Source organism: Streptomyces cinerochromogenes, assembly GCF_014648635.1.
In the GTDB taxonomy this organism is placed as follows: Bacteria; Actinomycetota; Actinomycetes; order Streptomycetales; family Streptomycetaceae; genus Streptomyces; species Streptomyces cinerochromogenes.
In genome coordinates this window covers 302,632-323,229 of sequence record NZ_BMRM01000008.1, presented here as the reverse complement: position 1 = coordinate 323,229, position 20,598 = coordinate 302,632, and the positions used below count along the sequence as shown (strand labels likewise).

Sequence of the window (20,598 nt, the reverse complement as noted above, 5' to 3'; positions counted from 1 at the left end):
TAGCGGCTCATTGCCGGACCGTTGGCCTCTACGAGACGTGGTTCGCGTGGCCGGCCCGCCGCCGGACGGGTGCCACGTCCCTCGGTTTTCAACCCGCGGACGACGATTCACCTGCCGTCGATTTCGGAATCGCACTGTCTTGCGAAGCGTCCAGGGGCCGGTGTCCGGGCCTTGCAAGCGGGCGAGGACGAGAGCGGTGCAGGAACGCCTGCCGAACCCTCCGAACGAAGGCACCCCCCCGGTGCGACATACTCTCCCGATGGGTTCACGCACCTCCCCGATCAGTCAGCAGGTCACCATACGGAGGGCCGTCGCGCGGGATGCCAAAAGGCTCACCCGGCTCGTGCGTGGCTCAGGCGCCTACGAGGGCAAGTACGCGGCCGCAGTCGCGGGCTACCGGGTCGGTCCCGACTACATCGAGGCCCACCGCACCTACGTGGCCGTCGGCTCCGACGAGCAGGGAGGCCGGGTCCTCGGCTTCTACTCGCTCGTGCTCGCTCCACCGGAGCTCGACCTGCTGTTCGTCGCCGACGAAGCGCAAGGACGGGGCATCGGACGACTGCTCGTCGCGCACATGCAGTCCGAGGCCCGTGCCGCCGGGCTCGACCGCGTCAAGGTCGTCTCGCATCGTCCCGCCGAGGACTTCTACCACCGCGTCGGGGCGATACGGACCGGGACCGCCCTCGCGAACCCGCCCGCCGTCCTGTGGGACCGTCCCGAATTCGAGTTTCGTATTCCTTCGGAATGACGCGGTGAGCCGGTTCGCGGGGCACCGGCTTCGCCGCATGGCGCCCTCCGTCCGTGCCGTCGTCCTGTCCTGGCGAGGGGACGTGACGGGGGACTCCAGGTGCGTCCGAGGTGGAAGCAGGCGCACGTTCCATGCAGAAAAACTGTCGTGGCGACGATAGACATGCCGCCGCCACGGGGTTAGCGTTGTCTTCGTACCCAGAAGTCGAAGTGGGCACAGCAGGCACGAACTGCTGTGCAGGCAGCTCAGAAGGACACGGCCCAGCAGGGCTGTGAGCAGCACCCGCGGTATCCGCGTAATCGAAAGGTAAGGAGCAGAACGCCATCAGGATCGCCCGGGCGAGGAAGCAGTCCGCCCGGGTACCGCAAGGCCCCGGATTGGAAGGTGGTCCCCGGTCACGCATCCGCGATCCCCGCAATCCCGCCCTCCCAGGCGGTACCTGCGGAAGAAGAGGGCCGGCGCAGTGCGCCGGTAGATGGTGTTGAAAGCTCGGGGCCCGGGTGCCGGTACGGCACCCGGGCCCCCCGACGCGTCCCCGAAAGAAGAGGTCTATGCCGCCTGCCGGTTCCCGTCCCGTCGGCCCTCTCGACGACGACAACTACCCCGCCTACACCATGGGCCGCGCCGCCGAGATGCTCGGCACCACCCCTGCCTTCCTCCGTGCCCTCGGTGACCACCGCCTGATCACCCCGCTGCGTTCCGACGGCGGCCATCGCCGCTACTCCCGGTACCAGCTGCGCATCGCTGCCCGCGCCCGCGAACTCGTCGACCAGGGCACCTCCATAGAGGCCGCCTGCCGCATCGTCATCCTCGAAGACCAGCTCGAAGAAGCGCTGCGCATCAACGAGCAACTGCGCGCCGAGGGCCGCGAGCCTCGCCCGAAGACATCAACCTGATCAGAACGCCCGAACCCGAGGCACCCGACGCACTGCAGGCGGACGAGGCCGCCGACGGACCGCACCGCCGGTCCGCGGCTCAGGCGGCTCAACGCGCCGCCGGACTCCACGGAACTCCACGGAACTCCACGGATGAGAGAACCGCGAGCGGGCGTGGTGCATGGAGCGGGCGCCGAGGGGCGAACCGGGAGAAGAAGGAGCGGCAACCGACCGGGGCGGCACCGCCCGGGAGATCCGTCGCGGGCGGTGCCGAGGCAGGGACGGGGACCGTGCTGCCGGGCCGGGCTCAGGCGTCGATGATGACCGGGATGATGAGGGGCTTGCGGCGGTGGGTGCGGAACGCCCAGTTCGCCACGGCGCGGGCGAGGAGTTGTTCGAGTTGGCGCGCGTCCCCGACGCCCTCCTCGGCCGCGGTGGCCAGGGTCTTCTCGATGACGGGGACGACCGGCTCGAAGGTGGCGTCGTCGTGGACGAAGCCCCGGGCCAGGAAGTCGGGGGCCTCGGCGAGGGCGCCGGTGTCGGCGTCGACGATCGCCACCACCGTGACCACGCCTTCGGCGGCGAGAGTGAGGCGGTCCTTCAGGGATGCCTCGGTGGCACCGCCGACCTCCATGCCGTCCACGTAGACGTTGCCGGCGGGGACCTTGCCGGTGATGGATGCGCGCCCGTCGACCAGGTCGACGACGACGCCGTCCTCGGCGATGACGACCCGGTCGGGGTCGACACCGGTACGGATGGCGAGGTCGGCGTTGGCCCGCAGGTGGCGGAATTCGCCGTGCACGGGCATGACGTTGCGCGGCTTGACGATGTTGTAGCAGTAGACGAGTTCGCCGGCGCTGGCATGCCCGGAGACGTGCACCTTGGCGTTGCCCTTGTGGACCACGTGGGCACCCCACCGGGTGAGTCCGTTGATCACCCGGTAGATGGCGTTCTCGTTGCCGGGGATGAGGGAGCTGGCGAGCAGGACGGTGTCGTCCTTGCCGATGCGGATCATGTGGTCGCGGTTGGCCATCCGTGACAGCGCGGCCATCGGTTCGCCCTGGGAGCCGGTGCACACCAGAGCGACCTTGTGATCCGGGAGCTTCTCCAGCTCCTTCGTGCTCACGACCAGACCGGAGGGGACGTTCAGATAGCCCAGGTCACGGGCGATGCCCATGTTGCGGACCATCGACCGGCCGACGAAGGCGACCTTGCGGCCGTGCTGGTGGGCGGCGTCCAGGACCTGCTGGATGCGGTGCACGTGGCTGGCGAAACTGGAGACGATGACCCGGCGCGGCGCGGTGCGCATCACCTGCTCGATCGCCGGGTTCAGCTCACGCTCGGAGGTGGTGAAGCCGGGTACTTCGGCGTTCGTGGAGTCGGTGAGGAACAGGTCCACGCCCTCCTCGCCGAGGCGGGCGAAGGCGCGCAGATCGGTGATGCGGTCGTCGAGAGGGAACTGGTCCATCTTGAAGTCGCCGGTGTGCAGCACCATCCCGGCCCGGGTGCGGATCGCGACCGCGAGGCTGTCGGGGATGGAGTGGTTGACCGCCACGAACTCGCAGTCGAAGGGACCGAAGGCACGGCGGTCGCCCTCCCGGACCCGCACCGTGCGCGGGCGGATGCCGTGTTCCTTGAGCTTGGCCTCCAGGAACGCCAGCGTCAGCTTGGAACCGACGACCGGGATGTCCCTCCGCTCGCGCAGCAGGTACGGCACGCCGCCGATGTGGTCCTCGTGGCCGTGGGTGAGTACCACGGCCACGATGTCGTCCAGCCGGTGCCGGATCGAGGTGAAGTCCGGCAGGATCACGTCCACGCCGGGCTGCGTCTCTTCGGGGAACAGCACGCCACAGTCGACGATGAGCAGCTTGCCCGCGTGCTCGAAGACGGTCATGTTGCGGCCGATCTCACCCAGGCCGCCCAGGGCGATGACCCGCAGCCCTCCTTCGGGAAGGGGCGGGGCGGCTTTCAGCTCGGGGTGCGGATGACTCATACCCTGACGGTACCCGGAGAGCGGGACAGGATGATCCATCGCCACCGCGCCGCAGGACAGCTCCTGCTGATTTCCCCAGGTCAGGGCTCCCGGACCCGGGTCGACAGAAGATACTCGATCTTAGCTTCGGACCACCCTGAAAGATCTGTGACCGGGGTGTCCCGCCTTCCGCCGTGTCGCCCGCCGACCGGGGAGGGTACGTCGCTGGTACCGGGCCGGCCGGGTGTGTCTCGATCGCGATGCCCCGACCAGCCGTCGTCACGGTTCCGACCGTCCGAGCGCTCCGCCGTCGGCTCCGCGATGAGCCGTCGGACCGGAAGGCGGACGAGCATGACCGGCAGCGGCCGGCGACGTCTACCGGGTACACGTGTGCGACTGGCGCCGTCGGAGACGGCAACGGGTCGGTGTGGGCCGGATGGGCCCGAGCAGAGCGATACGGAGGCTCACCCCCACGCGGTCGTTCGTGTCGGCGGGCTGTCGGGGGATGTCCCTGGTCACAGGCCGCAGGAGCCGCGGTCCAGGTGGAAGTAGCGGGCGTTGGCCCAGCGGCACAGCCGGATACCGACGGTGACGCCGAGGATGGTGACGAGGGCGGGCAGGTATCCGGAGGCGACCTGGACGATCGGGATGGCCGGGCATCCGCCTGAGATCGCCCAGCCGGTACCGAACAGCACCGCGCCGGGGATCACGCCGGCATGGATGCGCCCCGGGGTGCGGCGGACCCGCAGCAGAGCGAACGCGCACACGATGATCACGACGGCGCCGGCGAAGGAGAGGAGCATGCGCAGGTCCTGGAAGGTGAACATGCGGTTCAGTTCGGTGTAGTCGCCGAAGCCGATGTTGGAGACGGTGTAGCCGAGTGTCAGCCCGGTGATGATGTTGGCCAGCAGAATCGCACCCCGGGTACGCATCAGATCACCTTCCACAGCAGGAACGACACCGCGACGGCGGTGCCGAAGAACACGGCGGTCGCCACGAGGCTGACCGGGCGTAGACGGCCGCAGCCGTTGAGTCCGTGGCCGGAGCTGCACCCGCCGGCCAGCCGGGTGCCGAAGCCGACCAGAACGCCCCCGAGGAACAGCAGGACGGTCATGGTGGCCGGATGTGCGGTGACCACGTTCCGGAAGCCCGGGCCCATGTCGAAGCGGAGGTGGAACCGCCCGGAGGTGACCGCGGCGATCAGTCCGCCGAAGAAGATCGATATCAGCAGGGCGGCCTGGGTCACGAGCGGGGCCGGGCCGGGGTTCGTCACCGAGGTGTCCTCGTTCACCGTCGGCTCGGCGCCTGTCTCGAGCAGCTGTGAAGTCCCGTACGGGGCAGGCGGCGCGGTGGGGCTGGTGCCGAAGTGCTCTGCCGTAGCTGCTGCGAGAGCGTCAGCGAGAGCGCGCTCGTCGGTGAATTCCGCGTCCATCTCCTCGAGGCGGCGTTCCCTGCGCCAGTGCAGCACGCGGTCCCACGCGGACGACACCCCGAAGGACCGGTCGGTGGTGAGGGCGTAGTTGATGGTGATCAGTGCGAGTCCGGCAGCGCCGGCCCACCAGGGCCAGTAGCCACTCATGCGGGGCCTCCCATCCATTCGGTGAATCGAGTCCACCAGCCGCGCCTCGCATTGGCGGGTTGCCCCGCGTGCCGGGATGAACGGTCCGGAGGCTGGGGAATTGGTGCAGACGTTGACGGTCGGTAGTGCGAAACCGGTACCGTCGAAGATGCAGGCCCGAACTGAGCCCCCGTCTCCGATGCCGCGGGCACGGGTCCCGGCGGCTCGGGCGGCCCGGCGGGTGCCGTCGGCGACCAGGACGCGTTCTCCTGGGGCCGGGGGTGGTGTGGTGCAGGGGCCTGCTGGAGTCTCTGCTCCGGGGCGGCGGCGTCGAAAGGGTCCGCGCCGGTGGCCGCGACTTCAAGATGTCGCGCGCTCGCCCCGTTGGGCAGCAGACTGATCGGTACACGCTCGCCGGTGAGTGACACCTGGTAGCGCGCACAGCCGAGCCACTGATCCTCGCTGTCGCAGTAGTAGTCGCGCCACCCTTGCAAGCTCGCCCTGAGCAAGGGGAAGAGGGGGCATCCTGCGGCGTGCGAGCAACTCACGTTGCTCCCTTCTGACCGGCGCACACCACCCGATCCGTGAGGGCGGTTGCCGTTCTCGGTCTCTTGCCTCGCCGCGTCCGGGTCGACGAACTGAAAAAGGACGCGGTGACGGCCTGTCACAACACGAAAGGGGTTCCTCCGTTTCTCGACCGGGCGAGATGGAACCACTGTTGCCGCAGGGCGGGCAACTTCAGGGGATTCTGAGCATGACCACTCGACATTGCCGAGTGAGGCATGTCACGCATCATTGGGTCGTGGTGCCGCCTCATGAGCGCCCCTTCTGTCGACGGGGTCGGGTGTTCGTGGAGACGGTGCAGATATGGGAGCTGTGTGTGGCGAAACCGTGAATTCGGCTGTGACGAAACTGTTAATATTACTGGTCGTTAATAGTGGCGTGAATGAAGGGGAATTATGTGCCGACGCGCTGTCTGCGAGTCATGCCGGAAGGCGACCTACGAGGGCTGCGGCGGACACGTGGAGCAAGTCCTCGCCGGCGTGCCAGCTCATCAACGGTGCACGTGTGAGCCGGCGGGGCGCACGCGTGTGCCCACGGGGGAGCCGAGAACCCGAACGGGACCGGATCCGGTCCGGCCGGACGCAGCGGTACGACGCACGCACCTTCCTCGGCACCTGGACGGTCCGCCTGGCCGAGCGAAGGAGCGCTGGCTCGCCCGACTCGTCGCGTGGATGAAAAGCCCGGCATGAGGCGAGCGGAGGCAGAGCCCTGCGCTCGCCGGACGGGGAGCCGGGCCGGCTGCCGTGTCCTGGCCTCCTTGCCTTTCGTGTCGGTCTCGCAAAGATGTCAGGTGTGGGCCTAAGGCGGCCTCTTACTCGTCTACTCGTCCTGCTGGGTTGCCGCGGTTCCGAACGCTTCTGTGATGCCGCCTTCGGCCTGCGGGGATGAGGGGGGTTCGGCGAAGCTGTAGGGCGGCAGCGGGCCGTTGACCCGCAGCTCGAGGTGCGGGTGCTCCTGGCGGAGTGCATCGACCGCGGTCAGGAACCGCTCCGCCGAACGGCGCTCCACCAGGCAGGAAAGGTTGGCCAGCCAGCCCGTGCTCTGCGCTCCGACGCTGACCGCCCGGACCATCGGTGCCAGCGCCTGGTGAAGCAGCTCCGCGTCTCTCGCCTCGCGTTCCTGGACGGCGGCAGCGACCATTTCCCCGAGCCGGATCCTGTCCTCCTGCGTGCCTCCGCCGGCTTCGCGGTTCGCCTGGGCCAGGGACCGGATGTCGTCGTGGCTCGCCATGATCAGACGGAGGACGGCATCCTCGTTGTGGTTGGCCTTGATGTTGTACTCCGCCATGCCGTCCAGCGCCTGCAGCCGCTCGAGCAATTGCCCGGCGCGCTCGGCGAGCACCCGGGTCACCGTGTCGTCGTCCGGCGCGGCGCTGGCGAACCGCATGGGCAGGACCACTCCGTCTGCTCCTGCTTCGTCCAGGACGTGCTGGTGGGCGAGCAGATCACGGCGTTTGGGCCGCAGCTCCTCGGGGGCGTCGCTGACGATCGCGGCCAGCTCGCCCTCGCGCAGTACGCGCACCGGCTGCGAGGGGTCCCCGACGCCGTCCAGGTCCTGGGGGAGGGGGGAGTGGGAGGCGCGGATGATCCCGTAGACGTAGGTGCTCATCTGCTATTCCCCTCCCCTGCGCGTGGCCCGCTCGCCCTGACGCTCCTGGCCCTCGTCGCGTGCCTGCCTGAAGGCTTCGGAGATGGTCTCCGCGGCGCCGGACAGGGCTCCCTTGGTCTTGCCGCGGGCACCGGACTCCGTCATCTTTCCCGTGAGTTCGGTGAGTCCGGCCGGCTTGCGGGGTCCCGCTTCGAGGTCGAGGCGGTTGCACGCCTCGGCGAAGCGGAGGTAGGTGTCGACGCTGGCGACCACGACCCGTATGTCGATCTTGAGTATCTCGATGCCCACGAGGGAGACCCGCACGAACGCGTCGATCACCAGTCCGCGGTCGAGAATGAGTTCCAGGACGTCATACAGTCCGCTGGAACCGCCCCCGCCGCCCTGCTGTGTCGCTACGGTCATCGCGACCATCCCCTTGCTGTCCGTTCTGCATGGTTCCGTCGGCGGAGACCGCCAGCAGGAGCGCGTCGACTTCGCCGGCCCTCGCCGCGGGCAGGCTTCCGGGTGCGAGTAGCCCCCACACCCGAGACCAAACGCCAGTACGAGAGCGCCCGGATCTACATCGCGTGACTCAGCGCAGCGGGACATTACCTTTACGTGATCACGGCTGGCGAGGTGAAGATTCTGCCGACCGACGTGAGCAGCACGCAAACGCGTCACCGTCTTGAACGCGGCACCGTCCGCTGCCGAGGGCCGCCGGGAACTCGGTCAGCAGACGGCCGCGCAATGCGAGTCTCCGCAGCGACCTGATCGCTCTGTGGCCGAAGAGGAGAGGTGGCACCCCAGTGTCGTTCGCCCCGGCATCGGTTGAAGCGGTGGCCGTCGGCGAAACGGCTCCCGGGTGTGGATCTCCGGCCGCACGGCGGCTCCCGCGGATCGGGGCTCATCGGCCCGCCTCGTGCAGCAGCGCGGAGTCGGGCCGCCAGCCCAGCTCAGGCGCGATCGAGTGCCGTACGTCGTACAGGATCTGCTCGTAGTCGGCCCGTTCGAACTCGTACGGCAGCTCCAGACGCAGCTCCGAGACGGCCGCGACCACGGGATCAGCGGTCAGCTGCTCCAGGATCTGGTCCGCGGTTCCCACCACGTCCGGGGCGAACAGGGTCCGCTTCGGGCCCTGCGGCGTCAGGGTGCGTGCGTGCCGACTGGCCGCGTACGCACGGTAGCGGGCCCGGGTCGTCGCGTCCGCGCTGTCGAACGGCACGATCACCCGTCCCAATGCCACCCGTGGCGAGCGGTCGCTGGTGATCAACCGCCGGTGTTCGGAGAGCAGGGCGAGCTGGGCCGTGGTGAAGTCGTCGGTGCCCTCGCCCGTCACGATGTTGCCGCTGAGCAGGTTCAGGCCGTGCTCGGCGGCCCAGCGGATCGAGCGCAGACTTCCCCCGCCGTACCAGACCCGGTCCACCAGGCCGGGGTCGTGCGGCTGCAGGCGCGGCCGCTGGGTGTTGCCGGGCGACCGGATGACCGTGTCGGGGCCGCCGAGATAGTCGCCGCGCAGGTGGTCGATGACACGGGCGATCCTGCCGTACGACAGGTCGAAGCTGTGCCAGTCCCCGTCGTGGACCAGGTCACCGAGGAGTTCGGCGTGCGGCATGCCGGTGCTGAAGCCGACCTGCAGGCGGCCGCGGGACAGTACGTCGGCGAGCGCCAGGTCCTCGGCGAGGCGGAACGGGTTCTCGTACCCGATCGGGATGACCGCGGTCCCCAGTTCCACCCGCTCGGTGCGCTGGCCGGCGGCGGCGAGGAACACCGCGGCCGAGCCGACACCGTGTTCGAGATGGCGTTGCCGGATCCAGGCACCGTCGAAGCCGAGTCGTTCGCCGTACTCGAACAGCTGCAGGGTTTCCTCCAGGCCGGTGTACGGGTCGTCATCGGCGAAGTTTCCCGGGGTGAGAAAGGCCAGCGAGCTGATCGTGGGTGTGCTCATGCGGTGTCCGCCCTCTTCGTCGTGGTCTTCTCGGTGGCGCGAGGCATTCAGGAGCCGCTCCGCTCACGTGGGATCTTCTGCCCGGCCTCGATCGCCACGGGCAGCCGGTTCTCTGCCGGTGGCAGCGGGCAGGTGGCCAGATCGGTGTAGGCGCACGGCAGGTTCGCCGCCCGGTTGAAGTCCAGGACGACCGTGCCGTCGGCGGCGGGCGGGGGGAGGACGAGGGCCCGGTTGGCGGCGTAGGTGGTGACCCCGGACGTCGCGTCGGTGAACAGCACCAGCAGACTGCCCGGGCTGTGTCCGGGGAACACGGTGAGGGCCTGGGGCCGTCCGTCCAGTTCGAACTCGACCCGGCCCGGTGCGTCGTACACGTGCTCGAGGCCCTCGACCGCCGCGCCCACGGTCGTCGGTCGTGGCTCGTCGAAGGCCGTGTAGCGGCCGGTCACCACCCAGCGGGGATGCGGGGCATAGGCGGGCGTGCCGGTGAAGGCGGTGCGCAGGGGGTTGTCCGGGTGCCGGGGACGGACGATGTCGTGTCCGCCGCGCTTGGCCACCTCGATCACGGCGTCGCCCCAGACCGCGTTGACTCCGCCGCGCTCCGGGAGCACCCCGAAGCGGTGCTCGCCGCGGACGGGGACGCCGTCCACGACCAGTTCCTCACCGTCGTCGAGGATGACGACGACCCCGTCGGCCCCGGTCGACCAGGCGCCCGGAGCGTCCGGGATACGCTGCGGTTCCTCACCCAGCCAGTGCTGCCCGGTGATCGCGAGGAACCCGTGCGGGGCGGCGAGTACCGCCTCCTGCCTGGTGTGCCATTCCTGCCAGTCGTGGGTGAAGGCGGACAGGTCTGCGGTGGTGTCATGAACGGTCATGCGGGCTCCCTTGCTTGCATCGGCCGGGACGCGGCCGTGGCATGGCGGCCGCAGGGATCACCGCGAGCAGCTCGCGGATGTCGCTGTGGCGGGGGTGGGTGAACACGAAAGCCCTCGTGGGGACGAGGGGGGAACGACAGAAGAGCGCCGCGGGCGTCGAACAGCGCTGAACGTCCTCAGACAGCCGACGGGACGCAGTCAGCCATGACACAGACAGCTGGTGATGCGCTGCAGATCGATGTGGCGTCGGCGGGAAAACCGAGAGAAAGTCGCCGCACACATGGGGGAGGGACCGGGGACGCTGCTGTACCGCACGCTCACCCCTCCGTGTCCCAGGCCCCTGCCACGGCGCCACGCGCTTGCCGGATCGGCGACCCGGCCGGGCTTTCACCTGGAGCACCCCACCGCGTCGGAGGGTTGCCGGTCAGCAAGCCAGGGCTTGACGCTGACACTCAATGCCGGTTGAAAAGCTACCTATCGCCGTCGTAGCCCGTCAATGTCGAGAGACGAGCCGTCGCTTCGTCTCGAAAGGTCCTCGGGTAACGGGCGTATGGCGGGGACGCGAAGCCGCCATTGCAATGTCAGGCAGGCAACCGCCTTTCGTTGACCGGGGGTCGGGGCCTGGATAGCGTCCCCGGCATGCCGATCTCCCTGCGGTTCGCTCGGCGGCGCGCCGTTGATCTGCTGCGTGTCGCCGCCGCGCTGTGTAGCTGACCCTCACCTGCGCCCCGGTCCACAGCAGTCACCGCACCTCCGCGAGGGAGTACCCGTGCACCCGCTCACCACCCGCCGCTCCGCCCTGAGGGCGCTGGGCTCGGCCGCCCTGCTGGCCGCCTCCGTCACCGTCCCGTCCGCCACGGCTGCCGTGGCGGACGAACGGACGTCGCGCCCGTCCGTGGCACTCGACTGGTACGACCTGACGGCCGCCACCATCGCGGCCGCCGGCGCCGCCACCCAGATCACCAACAACCGTACCTGGGCCATCAGTTGGCTCGCGGCGGCCCGAGCCACCCGCGAGGTGCCGCCCGGCGTCGACCGGAGGGACTTCCAGGACGCGGCCCTGGCGTCCGCCGTACACGATGCCTTGCTGGCCCTGGTCCCGTCCCGCACCCAGGAACTGGATGCCGCGTTGCGCACCACTCTGGACCGCGTCCCGGACGGGTTGGCCAAGTCGAAGGGTGTGGCGGCCGGTGCGCGCCAGGCACGGCTGGCCCTCGCTTCCCGCGAGGGCGACGGTCTCGACCCGGCCTCGGTCAACGCGCCCTTCACCGTGCCGCCCGCGGCCCCCGGCGTGTGGCAGCCGACGCCGCCCGCCTACGCCCCCGCCGCACAGTACGGCAACCGGCTCGCGAGACCCTTCCTGCTGGACGGCCCCGACCAGTACCGGCTGCCCGCGCCGCCCGCCCTGGACTCCGCGCGCTATCGTGCCGACCTGGCCGAGGTACGGGCGTACGGGGCCGTGGACAGCACCGTGCGCACAGCGCTGCAGACCGAGACCGCCACCTTCTGGCTGGGCTCCTCACTGACGCTGTACACCGAGCCGCTGAGGGTCGCCCTGGCCCGGTCGCCACGCTTCGTCCCCGCACGGGCCGCGCTGGTGGCGCTGTTCCACATCGCCCTGGTGGACACGCAGATCGCCACCTCCGACACCAAGTACGCGTACCTGCGCTGGCGCCCCGTCACGGCCCTCCGCGCCGGCACGCTCGACCCCGACTGGACGCCGCTGCACGTCACGCCGGCCCACCCCGACTACCCCAGCGGCCACAACACCTACTCGGGCGCGGCGGAAACGATCCTCACGGAGCTCACCGGGCCGCGTACCGCACCGTTCGAGCTGACCAGCCCCACCGCCCCCGGAGTGACGCGCACATACACGGCCTGGAGTCAGCTGTCCCAGGACAACGAGGACGCCCGCGTCTACTCCGGCATCCACACCCGCTCGGCCGACGTGGCCGGCCTCGCCCTCGGCAAGCGGGTGGCGGGGCACGCGCTGCGCAACGCGGAACGCCTGTTCGACGTGTCGTGAACACGCCGTCGTCGTCGGGGGAGCGGCGCGGGCCGCGCGGCCAGGGGATGAGGAAGACCGTAGGCCGAGTCCTCTGCCTCGACGCTGACGTGACACAGATCTCGATGTGCCTGCGGTAGACGGTCTATAGTCTGGGCCCGTTTGTTGGCCGAAGGTGAGAGGCAAGGCTCGTGAAGAGCCTTCCGCATGGGGCTGGCGAAGCGTCAGCCAAGTCGGCAAGCGGTCAGCGAAAAGCCCGCGACGGGCGTCGGAAGCGCGTGGGTGGCGGGCCGCTGTAAGGTGAGAGAACAGCCCTTGACCTGCACAAAGCAGGCAGGGAGCCGTCTTCGAGGAGTCCAACATGCTGCGCACCATGTTCAAGTCCAAGATCCACCGCGCCACGGTCACCCAGGCCGACCTGCACTACGTGGGATCCGTGACCATCGACGCCGACCTTCTCGACGCGGCCGACCTGCTGCCCGGGGAACTGGTGCACATCGTCGACGTCACCAACGGGGCCCGGCTGGAGACGTACGTCATCGAGGGCGAGCGCGGGTCCGGCGTGATCGGGATCAACGGGGCCGCGGCCCACCTGGTGCACCCCGGGGACCTCGTGATCATCATCAGCTACGCTCAGGTCACCGACGCGGAGGCCCGCGAGCTGCGGCCCCGGGTCGTGCATGTCGACGCCGGCAACCGGATCGTGTCCCTCGGCGCCGACCCGTCCGAACCGGTCCCCGGATCGGACCAGGAGCGCAGCCCGCAGGCCGTAGGGGCCTGACCGGCGGACCAGCGACAGGACCAGGAGCGTGCGTGCCCGTGAGCGAGACCGAGATCCGCGACGACCGGGCGGCGGGCCGCCTGGAGGCCGTCGGCGACGGTGAAGTCGTCGGTCGCATCGAGTACTTCGTGCTGGAGGCGCCCGAGCGCGCCCTGGTCCCCGTCCACACCGTCGTCGAGCCCGCCCACGAGGGCAAGGGCATCGCCGGGTCCCTCGCCCGCGAGCTGTACGCCCTCGCCGAGCGCGAGGGCGTCCCGGTGGCCCCGCTCTGCCCGTACGTCGTGAAGTGGGCCGAACGCCACCCCGAGGCGGCCCCGCCGGCCGACCCGGGCCTGCTGTCGGCCGCCAAGGACTGGCTGCGCGCCCACCCGGAACGGTTCTGACCGGGCGGACGGTCTCCCCGGGGCCCCGCCCCCGCCTGCGCCTCCGCCCGAGCACCTGACGCCGTCCGGCCCTCGCCTCCGTCCGGCCCTCGCCTCCGTCCGGCCCTCGCCTCCGTCCGGCCCTCGCCTCCGTCCGGCCCTCGCCTCCGCCCGGGGCCCCGTGGCGCCGGGGCCCACGGGTGCCACCCGCCTGGATCCGTTCGGTGCTGCCGTCGGGTGAGTGGGCGTGCGGCCGAAGGGTAGGCGGGGGAGTAGTCCAGAGGCGACGTCCCGTGACTGCCCGGAGGACACCCATGACGAATCCGCACCCCGACCCGGTTCCGCCGGGCCCGACACCGGGCCCGGGCCCGCAGCCGACCCCGCCGGACCCGTACCCCACCCCGGTCCCGCCGCCGGAACCGGGCCCGCAGCCCACCCCGCCCCTGCCGGAGCCCACCCCGACCCCGCCACCGGCCCCGCCGCACCCCGGCCCGCCGGAGCCCTCGCCCTCACCCATTCCGCCGGGCCCGGAGCCCGTACCCGACCCGGAACCGGGCCCGCCCCTCACCTGAGACGGACCGGCCTCTCGGACGGCGGCGCGGGGGAGTGCCGCCGGGGTGCGTGTCGGCCGGGGGCCGGGTGACACCACCAGCCGCGCCCGACCACGCCCGCAAGAGCACGCCCGCACGACCAGCCGCGCCCGACCCGCACCCCGCCCCGGGGGGCCTCGTCAGGCCAGGCCCCGCCAGCGGGCATCGCCGGTCGGTTCCGCTCCCGTCGGGCCGGGCATCGCCGGTCGGTCGCGCTCCCGTCGGGGCGGGCGTCGCCGGTCGGTCACGCCCCCGTCAGGCGGACACCTCCGACCGGTCCCCGCCCCACAGCGTGTGGAACGACCCCTCCCGGTCCACCCGCCGGTAGGTGTGCGCCCCGAAGAAGTCCCGCTGGCCCTGCGTCAGGGCCGCCGGCAGGCGCGGCGCCCGCAGCGCGTCGTAGTAGGCCAGCGCCGCCGCGAACCCGGGCGTCGGTACTCCCTGCCGGGTCGCCGCGATCAGCACCTCCCGCCAGTCGTCCTGCGCGTCGGCGATCTCCCGCGCGAACGTCTCGTCGGACAGCAGGCTCGGCAGGTCGCCCCGGGCGTCGTACGCGGAGCGGATGCGGTCGAGGAAGGCCGCGCGGATGATGCAGCCCCCGCGCCAGATCGAGGAGACGGCGCCGAGGTCGATGTCCCAGCCGTACTCCTCGCTGCCCGCGGCGATCTCGTGGAAGCCCTGCGTGTACGACACGATCTTGGACGCGTACAGCGCCTGCTCCACCCGGTCCGCGAAGGCCGCCGCCTCCGACTCGCTCAGCGGGGCGGGCTGCGGCCCGGCCAGGTCCCGCGAGGCGGCCCGCAGCTCCGCGTGGCCGGACAGCGAACGGGCGAAGACCGCCTCCGCGATCCCGGACACCGGAACGCCGAGGTCCAGCGCGATCTGCACGGTCCAGCGGCCGGTGCCCTTCTGCTCGGCCTGGTCCACCACCACGTCCACGAACGGCTTGCCGGTGGCCTCGTCCACGTGGGACAGCACCTCGGCGGTGATCTCGATCAGGTACGAGTCCAGCCGGCCGGTGTTCCAGGTGCGGAAGATGTCCGCGATCTGCGCGGGCTCGTACCCGGCGACATCGCGCAGCAACTGGTACGCCTCACCGATCAGCTGCATGTCGGCGTACTCGATGCCGTTGTGGACCATCTTCACGAAGTGCCCGGCACCGTCGGGGCCCACGTGCGTCACGCACGGCGCGCCGTCGGCGGCCTTCGCGGAGATCTTCTCCAGCATCGGGCCCAGCGAGTCGTACGACTCCTTCGAACCGCCCGGCATGATGCTCGGCCCGTGCAGCGCGCCCTCCTCACCGCCGGAGATGCCCGTGCCGACGAAGTGGATGCCCCGCTCCCGCAGCTCCCGCTCCCGGCGCCGGGTGTCCGCGAAGTGCGCGTTGCCCCCGTCGATGATCATGTCGCCGGGCTCCAGCAGCGGCGCGAACTCCTCGATCACCGCGTCCGTCGGCCCGCCCGCCTTCACCATGACGACCAGGCGGCGCGGACGCTCCAGGGCCGCGACGAACTCCTCGGCGGTCTCGGCCGCGACGAAGTCGCCCTCGTGCCCGAACTCCTCCACCAGCGCCTTCGTCCGCGACACCGTGCGGTTGTGGACGGCGACCGTGTAGCCGTTGCGCGCGAAGTTGCGGGCTAGGTTGCGGCCCATGACCGCGAGGCCCGTGACACCGATCTGCGCTGAAGTGCTCATACCGCCTGCTCCCTGGTTGCCTCGTGTACTACGGCTCCGTCAGTACGGGTCCTCGCCCATCCTGACGTGCCGCTACGGCGAGCGCACATCCGACCCGCCAGGCATGAGTACGCGGCGCGACCGCCTTCCGCCTCAGTCACCGGCCCACCGGCTCGGGCAGGGTCCCCTTCCGGCCAACTGGCCCCGGCGCGAGGCCGGTTTACCGTCTTGTCATGGCCTGTTCGTGGCGCTTACTTTTGCCGCTCCTGACGCATGCCGAGGGGAATTCGGACATGGCCGTACGCGGCCGGCATCGCCGGTACCAGCCGAACAGGATCAACCGCGCCTCACTCACCGTCACGGCGGGCGGCGCCGGCCTGGCGCTGCCGCTGGTCGCCGCCGGCACCGCGGACGCCGCCGACGCGGCCACCTGGAACAAGGTCGCCGCCTGCGAGTCCAGCGGAAACTGGAGCATCAACACCGGCAACGGCTTCTACGGCGGGCTGCAGTTCACCCAGTCCACCTGGGAGGCGTACGGCGGCACCCGGTACGCACCGCGCGCCGACCTCGCCACCCGGGCCGAGCAGGTCGCCGTCGCCGAGAAGGTCCTGGACGGGCAGGGGCCGGGCGCCTGGCCGGTGTGCTCGGTACGGGGCGGGCTGGCCCGGGGCGGCAGCCCCGACGTGCACACCGACTCCGCCGCCACGCGTCCCGCCGAGTCCGCCGCCACCCGCTCCGCCGAGTCCGCCGCCACGCGGTCCCGCTCGGTCAGGGACGTTCAGCCGCAGACCACCCCGCAGTCCCGGGCCGGCCGGGCCGAGATGTACACGGTGGTGCACGGCGACACCCTCTCCGGCATCGCCGGCGACCACCATGTGCCGGGCGGCTGGCGAGCGCTGTACACGGGCAACCGTGCCACGATCGGCGCCGATCCCGACATGATCCTGCCGGGCCAGCGGCTCAGCCTGAGCGGCACGCACACCCGCACCGCGCCACCCAAGTCCCCGAAGAAGAAAGCCCCTTCGGAACACCCCACCACGCACCGCACGACGCCCCCGGCCCGGCACGCCCTCGTCGCCCCGGTGACCGCGTCCGTCGGCACCGGCTACCACGTGGCCGGCTCCCACTGGTCGAAGGGCTACCACACCGGCGTCGACTTCCTCGTGCCGACCGGCACCTCCGTGAAGGCGGCGGCGGCCGGGCGGGTGGTGGCCGCGGGCTGGGGCGGCTCGTACGGCTACCAGGTGGTGATCCGGCACTCCGACGGCCGCTACACGCAGTACGCCCACCTCTCGGCCATCGCCGTGCGGGCGGGCCAGACCGTCGCCACGGGCCAGCGCATCGGCCGCTCCGGCGCCACCGGGAACGTCACGGGCCCGCATCTGCACTTCGAGGTACGGACGGGGCCCGGCTTCGGCTCGGACATCGACCCGCTCGCCTATCTCCGGGCCGGCGGCGTCAGGATCTGACGCGGGCGCGGCCTACGTCAGGATGTGACGCGGGCGCGCCGCCGGTCCCGGACCGGCAGCGGCACATGGAAGCTCGCGGACAGCGGCACGTAGGAGACGGGGAGCGCCCCGGCGGCCGGCGCCCCGGCGGCCGGCGCTCCGACGCCCCCCGCCCCGCTCCCGGCCGGAGCCGGCAGGAGCAGCTCGCCGAGCACCGTCGCGGCCGGTCCGGCACCCGTCGCGGCGCCGGTCCCGGCACCCCCGGCCCGGCCCGTCACGCCGTGCCCGGCGCCGCGCTGCCGGGGCACGCCGAGGTGTGCCCCCGCCGCCGCGCCCGGGGCGGCCGACGGCTCGGCAACGGCCGGCCCACCGGGTACGGCGAAGGCGCCGGCCGCGAACACCACGGCCGGCGCCACCCCGGCCTCCACCACGGCCGCGGCCGAGACCGGGGTGGCCGGGGCCGGTGCGGCCGAGGCTGAAGCCGGGGCGGCCGAGGCCGGCGCCGGTGCGGCCGTGGCCGGGGACGGTGCGGCGGTGTCCGACGTCGCCGCGGGATCCATCCGCTCCGTCGTCAGCATGAGCAGGCCGCCCGCCGCCACCACTCCGCAGCCCAGGGCGAGCGCGGTGCCCGTGGTGCCGTAGCGGAACGTCTCGCCGAACATGAGGATGCCGACCGCCGCCGCCAGCACCGGATTGACCACCGTCAGCGTGGCCAGCGGGGCGGCGAGGCCGCCGCCCCGGTAGGAGGCCTGGGACAGCAGCACGCCGGCCGCCGCGAACACGCCGATCACCGCGAGCGAGGACAGACCGCCGAGGCCGATGCCCCCGGTCCAGTCGACGGCCACGGTCTTGGTGAACACCGAGGACATGCCGAAGGCGATGCCCGACGCGGTGGCGAGCAGCACGCTGCGCACCGCGGGGTGCCGGTGCACGGCCAGGCCCGCGCACATCAGCGCCGCCACCGCCCCGCCGGTGACCAGCGCGACCACCAGCCGCTGGGCCGGGTCGAGGGAGTGCGCGGAGGAGGAGCCGACCAGGGAGAGCAGACCGGCGAGGCCCGCCGTGGCCATGAGGGCGCCCCGCCAGGCGGTCGCGCCGGCCCGGCGGCCCACGCACAGCGCCGCCATGGGCAGAGCGAAGACGATGGTCAGCGCGCCGAGCGGCTGGACCAGGCTGAGCGGCCCGCAGGCGAGCGCCACGACGTGCAGCACACCGCCGAGACCGTTGAGCGCGAGCGCGCCCCACCAGCCGGGCCGGCGCAGCGGAAGGTACCCGCCGGCGGGGCCGGACACCGCGACCTGCTCCTGCACGATCGCTCCGCCCGCGTAGGCGAGGGCGGAGACGAACGACAGGAGCACGGACAACGCCAGCGCGCTCATCGGTGTCTCCTCTGCGTGCGCCGGGCGTCCTGGGCCCGGTGCGGCGTGCGGTCGGCTCTCATGGCCAACACTCTGCCCGCCCGCGCACTTCCCGTCGTCGTACCTGAGCACGCAATGCGTCCTACTGCCGATGGAGTACACAGGGCAGATGATCATCCCCTGGAGGGGGGTACACGAGGTGGACACCCGCCCGGCCGTCCCCGCGAAGCGCCTGGTACGAGTACCTGTCGTGGACCTCGACCCCGAACTCGCCGCGCTGCGCCCGCTGGGCGGCTTCTTCGTCCTGCGCACCCTCCCGGAGACGGCCGGAGCCGCCGGCCCGCCGCGGCTGCCCACCCTCGCGGAGGGCTATGCGGGGGGCGCCCCGGACGGTCACGGCGACCCGGTGGCGTCGCGCGTCGCCACCGTCGCCGAGCGGCTGCGGACCGCCGAGCCGCGGGTCGCCGCCTCCCTCGCCCACCAGGGACTGGCCGCCCGGCTCTGGTCGGTGGCCCTCGGCTGCGCCGTCCTGTACGGCCGACTGCCCGACCTGGACCCCCGCCTGCTGCGCTGGGACGTCCGCGCCGCCGCCCCCGACGACCTGTGGCTCACCGAACCGCGCCCGCGGCCCGGGGACACGGCCGCCGCCCTCACCGCCGCCGTGCTGCACGCCCACCTGGAGCCGCTGGCCGCGACCCTGCACGCCCGCTACGGCGTCGCGGCCGGCCTCCTGTGGGGCAACGCGGGCTCCGCGCTCGCCGCGACGGCCCGGGAGCTGGGCCGCTGGTCCCGCGCCCACGGCCGTACCGACGTCGCGGCCCGCACCCGCGCCCTCACCGCCGAACTCTTCGCCCATCCCCTGCTGAACGCCACCGGCACCCGCACCGGCACCGCCTTCCGGCGCCGCAGCTGCTGCCTGTACTACCGCGTCCCCGGCGGCGGGCTCTGCGGCGACTGCTGCCTCACCCGCCCGCCCCGCCCCGCACCGCCCACGTCCCCGGGCTCTTCCCCCCGCACGTCCCCGCGCTCTTCCCCGGGCGCCGCATCTGGGTGACCATGAAGGGGACCTGCCGCCGAGACCAGGGGGTTGTCGGGTGCGAGTGGGACTGCTGAGCCGGGAGTACCCCCCGGACGTGTACGGCGGCGCCGGTGTCCATGTGGAGTTCCTCGCCCGCGAGTTGGCCTCACTGGTGGACCTGGAGGTGCACTGCTGGGGCGAGGGCCGCGGGGTCGGCGTCGTACGCCACCGCCCCTGGTCCGCCCTCGACGGCGCCAACGACGCGCTGCGCACCTTCTCCGTGGACCTCGCCATGGCCGCCGCCCTCGAAGGCCGCGAACTCGTCCACTCCCACACCTGGTACGCGGGCCTCGCCGGCCATGTCGCCAAGCTCCTGTACGGCATCCCGCACGTGGTCACCGCCCACTCGCTGGAGCCGCTGCGTCCGTGGAAGGCCGAGCAACTCGGCGGCGGGTACGCGCTGTCGGGCTGGGCCGAGCGCACCGCGATCGAGGCCGCCGACGCGGTGATCGCCGTCTCCGGTGCCATGCGGGAGGACATCCTGGCCTGCTACCCGGCCCTCGACCCGGCCCGGGTGCACGTCGTGCACAACGGCATCGACACCCGGCTCTACCGGCCCGACCACGGCACCGACGCGCTCACCCGGCACGGCATCGACCCGGGCCGCCCGTACGTCCTGTTCGTCGGCCGGATCACCCGGCAGAAGGGCGTGCCCCATCTGCTGCGCGCGGTACGGGACATCGACCCGGGCGCCCAGGTCGTGCTGTGCGCGGGCGCGCCCGACACCCCGGAGATCGACCGGGAGTTCCAGGAGCTGTTCGAGGAGCTGCGCCGGGTCCGGGAGGGCGTGTTCTGGATCCCGCAGATGCTGCCGCGCACGGAGGTCGTCCAACTCCTCACCCGGGCCGCGGTGTTCGTCTGTCCCTCGGTGTACGAGCCGCTCGGCATCGTCAACCTGGAGGCGATGGCCTGCGGCACACCGGTCGTCGCGTCCCGGGTGGGCGGTATCCCGGAGGTCGTGGCGGACGGCCGCACCGGTCTGCTGGTCGAGGCGGACGACGACTTCGCCTCCGGGCTCGCCCGGGCGCTGGACACCGTCCTCGCCGACCCTCAGACGGCCCGGCGGATGGGGGAGGCCGGACGGGCCCGCGCGGTCGGGGAGTTCGGCTGGGACGCGGTGGCCCGCCGCACGGCGGGGCTGTACGAGGAGATCCTCAAGCAGGCTTAGTCCGGCCTGCTCG

The 20,598-nt window shown here is 71.9% G+C and carries 19 protein-coding genes and 1 riboswitch; of the genes, 9 read left to right on the top strand and 10 right to left on the bottom strand.

All coding sequences use genetic code 11. The features are described from left to right. Nucleotides 1-259 precede the first annotated feature (259 nt). Together IEZ20_RS18135 and IEZ20_RS18130 are read left to right on the top strand one after the other, a co-directional pair. Nucleotides 260-748: a GNAT family N-acetyltransferase gene (locus IEZ20_RS18135; protein ID WP_189299758.1), complete on the top strand. Its 489-nt coding sequence runs from the start codon at nucleotides 260-262 to the stop codon at nucleotides 746-748. A 551-nt stretch (nucleotides 749-1,299) separates the two neighbouring features. Next, nucleotides 1,300-1,644: a MerR family transcriptional regulator gene (locus IEZ20_RS18130; protein ID WP_189299756.1), complete on the top strand. Its 345-nt coding sequence runs from the start codon at nucleotides 1,300-1,302 to the stop codon at nucleotides 1,642-1,644. A 286-nt stretch (nucleotides 1,645-1,930) separates the two neighbouring features. Here the strand turns inward: IEZ20_RS18130 and IEZ20_RS18125 are convergent, their stop codons facing one another. The 3 genes from IEZ20_RS18125 to IEZ20_RS18115 all read right to left on the bottom strand — a co-directional run bounded on the left by IEZ20_RS18125 (nucleotide 1,931) and on the right by IEZ20_RS18115 (nucleotide 5,174). Next, nucleotides 1,931-3,616 carry a ribonuclease J gene (locus IEZ20_RS18125; protein WP_189299754.1) on the bottom strand — a complete coding sequence of 562 codons (1,686 nt, stop codon included), beginning with the start codon at nucleotides 3,614-3,616 and terminating at the stop codon, nucleotides 1,931-1,933. A 494-nt stretch (nucleotides 3,617-4,110) separates the two neighbouring features. Continuing rightward, nucleotides 4,111-4,527: a YeeE/YedE thiosulfate transporter family protein gene (locus IEZ20_RS18120; RefSeq protein WP_189299752.1), complete on the bottom strand. Its 417-nt coding sequence runs from the start codon at nucleotides 4,525-4,527 to the stop codon at nucleotides 4,111-4,113. Then, nucleotides 4,527-5,174, bottom strand: coding sequence for a YeeE/YedE family protein (locus tag IEZ20_RS18115; RefSeq protein ID WP_189299750.1), 648 nt, complete (start codon nucleotides 5,172-5,174; stop codon nucleotides 4,527-4,529). The genes IEZ20_RS18120 and IEZ20_RS18115 overlap by 1 nt, the downstream gene beginning before the upstream one ends. A 938-nt stretch (nucleotides 5,175-6,112) precedes the next feature. Here IEZ20_RS18115 and IEZ20_RS40945 point away from each other — a divergent pair. After that, the gene (locus tag IEZ20_RS40945) at nucleotides 6,113-6,406 is read left to right on the top strand and encodes a DUF8730 family Cys-rich protein (RefSeq protein ID WP_506004958.1); all 294 of its coding nucleotides are present in this window, start codon (nucleotides 6,113-6,115) and stop codon (nucleotides 6,404-6,406) included. A gap of 130 nt (nucleotides 6,407-6,536) precedes the next feature. Here the strand turns inward: IEZ20_RS40945 and IEZ20_RS18110 are convergent, their stop codons facing one another. The 5 genes from IEZ20_RS18110 to IEZ20_RS40720 form a co-directional block, all read right to left on the bottom strand. Then, nucleotides 6,537-7,325 carry a GvpL/GvpF family gas vesicle protein gene (locus IEZ20_RS18110; RefSeq protein WP_189299748.1) on the bottom strand — a complete coding sequence of 263 codons (789 nt, stop codon included), beginning with the start codon at nucleotides 7,323-7,325 and terminating at the stop codon, nucleotides 6,537-6,539. A 3-nt stretch (nucleotides 7,326-7,328) separates the two neighbouring features. After that, entirely contained in the window at nucleotides 7,329-7,727 is a 399-nt protein-coding gene (locus IEZ20_RS18105) for a gas vesicle structural protein GvpA (RefSeq protein ID WP_189299746.1), read from the bottom strand. Between the two features lie 481 nt (nucleotides 7,728-8,208). Then, on the bottom strand, nucleotides 8,209-9,249 hold the full coding sequence (locus IEZ20_RS18100; RefSeq protein ID WP_189299744.1) for an LLM class flavin-dependent oxidoreductase: 1,041 nt from the start codon (nucleotides 9,247-9,249) through the stop codon (nucleotides 8,209-8,211). 47 nt (nucleotides 9,250-9,296) lie between these two features. Continuing rightward, nucleotides 9,297-10,121 carry a DUF1684 domain-containing protein gene (locus IEZ20_RS18095; RefSeq protein ID WP_189299742.1) on the bottom strand — a complete coding sequence of 275 codons (825 nt, stop codon included), beginning with the start codon at nucleotides 10,119-10,121 and terminating at the stop codon, nucleotides 9,297-9,299. A gap of 198 nt (nucleotides 10,122-10,319) precedes the next feature. After that, nucleotides 10,320-10,403, bottom strand: coding sequence for a putative leader peptide (locus tag IEZ20_RS40720; protein ID WP_345523771.1), 84 nt, complete (start codon nucleotides 10,401-10,403; stop codon nucleotides 10,320-10,322). A gap of 68 nt (nucleotides 10,404-10,471) precedes the next feature. Beyond that, a riboswitch (SAM riboswitch) is annotated at nucleotides 10,472-10,581 on the bottom strand. Between the two features lie 309 nt (nucleotides 10,582-10,890). Here IEZ20_RS40720 and IEZ20_RS18090 point away from each other — a divergent pair. The 3 genes from IEZ20_RS18090 (at nucleotide 10,891) to IEZ20_RS18080 (ending at nucleotide 13,290) form a co-directional block, all read left to right on the top strand. Next, entirely contained in the window at nucleotides 10,891-12,147 is a 1,257-nt protein-coding gene (locus tag IEZ20_RS18090) for a vanadium-dependent haloperoxidase (protein ID WP_189299740.1), read from the top strand. A gap of 340 nt (nucleotides 12,148-12,487) precedes the next feature. Beyond that, nucleotides 12,488-12,907, top strand: a complete 420-nt coding sequence (gene panD, locus IEZ20_RS18085) for an aspartate 1-decarboxylase (protein ID WP_189299738.1) — start codon at nucleotides 12,488-12,490, stop codon at nucleotides 12,905-12,907. A gap of 38 nt (nucleotides 12,908-12,945) precedes the next feature. After that, entirely contained in the window at nucleotides 12,946-13,290 is a 345-nt protein-coding gene (locus tag IEZ20_RS18080) for a GNAT family N-acetyltransferase (RefSeq protein ID WP_189299736.1), read from the top strand. An 824-nt stretch (nucleotides 13,291-14,114) separates the two neighbouring features. Here the strand turns inward: IEZ20_RS18080 and gnd are convergent. After that, nucleotides 14,115-15,554: an NADP-dependent phosphogluconate dehydrogenase gene (gnd, locus tag IEZ20_RS18075; protein ID WP_189299734.1), complete on the bottom strand. Its 1,440-nt coding sequence runs from the start codon at nucleotides 15,552-15,554 to the stop codon at nucleotides 14,115-14,117. A 272-nt stretch (nucleotides 15,555-15,826) separates the two neighbouring features. Here gnd and IEZ20_RS18070 point away from each other — a divergent pair, with 272 nt between their 5' ends. Then, complete coding sequence (locus IEZ20_RS18070; protein ID WP_189299732.1) at nucleotides 15,827-17,002, top strand: transglycosylase family protein; 1,176 nt, start codon at nucleotides 15,827-15,829, stop codon at nucleotides 17,000-17,002. Nucleotides 17,003-17,019: 17 nt separating this feature from the next. Here the strand turns inward: IEZ20_RS18070 and IEZ20_RS18065 are convergent, their stop codons facing one another. Next, on the bottom strand, nucleotides 17,020-18,360 hold the full coding sequence (locus IEZ20_RS18065; RefSeq protein WP_189299730.1) for a DMT family transporter: 1,341 nt from the start codon (nucleotides 18,358-18,360) through the stop codon (nucleotides 17,020-17,022). A 229-nt stretch (nucleotides 18,361-18,589) separates the two neighbouring features. Between IEZ20_RS18065 and IEZ20_RS18060 the strand changes: the two genes are divergently transcribed. Both IEZ20_RS18060 and glgA read left to right on the top strand, forming a co-directional pair. After that, nucleotides 18,590-19,393 (top strand): (2Fe-2S)-binding protein, encoded by an 804-nt coding sequence (locus IEZ20_RS18060; RefSeq protein WP_189299910.1) that lies wholly within the window; start codon nucleotides 18,590-18,592, stop codon nucleotides 19,391-19,393. Between the two features lie 40 nt (nucleotides 19,394-19,433). Continuing rightward, nucleotides 19,434-20,585, top strand: a complete 1,152-nt coding sequence (gene glgA, locus IEZ20_RS18055) for a glycogen synthase (protein ID WP_189299727.1) — start codon at nucleotides 19,434-19,436, stop codon at nucleotides 20,583-20,585. Nucleotides 20,586-20,598: the final 13 nt, after the last annotated feature.